Raw genomic sequence first — 2,244 nt, 5'->3', positions numbered from 1 at the left:
CGCAAGGAACTGATCGACATCGAGGAGATCGAGACCATCGTCGCCAAGATGGCGCGGATTCCGGCCAAGCAGGTCAGTGCCACCGACAAGGACGTGCTCCAGCATCTGGAGCGCAACCTCAAGATGGTGATCTTCGGCCAGGATCCGGCCATCGAGACCCTGTCCTCGGCGATCAAGCTGGCCCGCTCGGGCCTGGCCAACCCGGAAAAGCCGATCGGCAACTTCCTGTTCGCCGGCCCCACCGGTGTCGGCAAGACCGAAGTGACCAAGCAGCTTGCGCTGCAGCTGGGCATCGAGCTGGTCCGCTTCGACATGAGCGAGTACATGGAGCCGCACTCGATCAGTCGGTTGATCGGTGCGCCCCCGGGCTATGTCGGCTTCGACCAGGGCGGCCTGCTTACCGAAAAGATCGTCAAGACCCCGCACTGCGTGCTGCTGCTGGACGAGGTGGAAAAAGCCCACCCGGACATCTTCAACATCCTGCTGCAGGTCATGGACCGTGGCGTGCTCACCGATACCAACGGGCGCGAAGCCAACTTCAAGAACGTGGTGCTGGTGATGACCACCAACGCCGGCGCGGCCCAGGCCTCGCGACGTTCGATCGGCTTCACCCGCCAGGACCATGCCACCGACGCGATGGAGATCCTGCGCAAGAGCTTCACGCCGGAATTCCGCAACCGCCTCGATGCGGTGGTGCAGTTCCAGCCACTGGGCTTCGAGCACATCCTGCGGGTGGTGGACAAGTTCCTGATCGAGCTGGAAATGCTGTTGCAGGAAAAGCACGTCAGCCTGTCGGCGACCCCGACCGCGCGCGACTGGCTGGCCCGCCACGGCTTCGACCCGCTGATGGGCGCCCGCCCGATGGCGCGCGTGATCCAGGACAAGGTCAAGCGCCCGCTGGCCGACGAGTTGCTGTTCGGCAAGCTGGTCAACGGTGGCCGGGTGAGCATCGATGTCCGCGACGACGCGTTGTTCGTGGAAGCCCAGGCCGAGCCGGAACGGCGTCTGCCTGCCACGGTGGAGTGATCGCCGGGTAACGTGGATGCAGTCGTTGAAAAAGCCCCGAAAGGGGCTTTTTCATTGCCAGCCATCACGTGCTCAGCGTCGCGCCCGTGCGCGCGTGGCGAACTCCTTGGCCGTGATCGACTCCACATCGCTTATGCCGCACTTCTGCGATTTGGTGCGCAGGCTGCTGATGCCGCCGCTGCACAGCTCGCCGGCCCGGTCGGGGGTGACGAATTCCAGCTTGGGCGACAGCGCGGCGCTGTTGCAGCTGTTGTTGAAACGCACGATGTAGTGCTGGTCGCCGTTGCGCAGCAGCACGTCGCGATCGGCATTGGCACGCACGATCTGCTGATCGGCGCTCAGGGTGACGCACGCGCTCGCAGCGGCGGCGGGCTCGGCGGCGTTGGCCGCAACGGCGGAGCAGGCGGCAAGGAGCAGGCTCAGCAGGGACAGGGTCTTCATGGCGGGGGCCGACAGTGGCGATCCGGAGTGGACCGGGACCAGAGTGGCGCGGGCTGCGCCATTGCGAATCTGCAGCAAGGCAGCCTGACCGATGTCAGGGTGCACAGGGTAAGGGTGTCGCCCGGCAGGGGTGTGCACTTTTTCGCGCCCACGCAAAAAGACCAGCACCTGGCTGGCCTTCTGCGTCTCCCGAAGGGAAGTCGCCCGAACCGCTTATTTCATGCGGTAGGTGATGCGACCCTTGGTCAGGTCGTAGGGCGTCATTTCGACCTTGACACGGTCGCCCGTCAGGATGCGGATGTAGTTCTTGCGCATGCGGCCGGAGATGTGGGCGATGATTTCATGCCCATTTTCCAGTCGTACGCGGAAAGTGGTGTTCGGCAGCGTCTCGCTGACGGTGCCTTCGAACTCGATGGAGTCGTCTTTCGACATGTAGTCCTGTGCAGTTCTGTAAACGGCCGAGCTGGCCTTAAGAGCGGGYATTTTACGCGCCTTCGCCCGTTCATGCAAAGTTTGCGTTAAACGCTTGGGTTTACTGGGCATTCACCCGTTACGCGTGGGTCAGGCATCGGTCAGCCCGGTCGGCAGGCATCAAGGCCCCGGTAGTGCCGACCGTTGGCCGATGCCGCATCAGGCCCGGCCCGCAAGCAGGGCCGCATCCATGTCACCAAACCGCTCCGTCCACAGTCCCGCCGGCGCCTCCAGCTGCACCTGTTGGCGCACCAGCGTCAAAAACCGCGCGCGTGACCAGTGCTCGGCGCCCATGCTCAGCAGGTG

At 64.1% G+C, this 2,244-nt stretch carries 3 protein-coding genes; 1 reads left to right on the top strand and 2 read right to left on the bottom strand.

Annotated elements, in window-relative coordinates; genetic code table 11:
* On the top strand, window positions 1-1,026 hold a 1,026-nt coding region (locus ACXJKH_RS18990; RefSeq protein ID WP_457321705.1), incomplete at its 5' end, for an AAA family ATPase.
* A gap of 72 nt (window positions 1,027-1,098) precedes the next feature.
* Here the strand turns inward: ACXJKH_RS18990 and ACXJKH_RS18985 are convergent.
* Together ACXJKH_RS18985 and infA are read right to left on the bottom strand one after the other, a co-directional pair.
* A complete protein-coding gene (locus tag ACXJKH_RS18985) occupies window positions 1,099-1,467 on the bottom strand; it encodes a hypothetical protein (RefSeq protein ID WP_256776707.1) in 369 nt (122 codons plus the stop codon).
* Window positions 1,468-1,680: 213 nt separating this feature from the next.
* Window positions 1,681-1,899, bottom strand: a complete 219-nt coding sequence (gene infA, locus ACXJKH_RS18980; protein WP_005409596.1) for a translation initiation factor IF-1 — start codon at window positions 1,897-1,899, stop codon at window positions 1,681-1,683.
* Between the last annotated feature and the right edge of the window lie 345 nt (window positions 1,900-2,244).

Source organism: Stenotrophomonas sp. P5_B8 (assembly GCF_054049855.1).
This window is presented reverse-complemented; position numbering and strand designations above follow the sequence as displayed.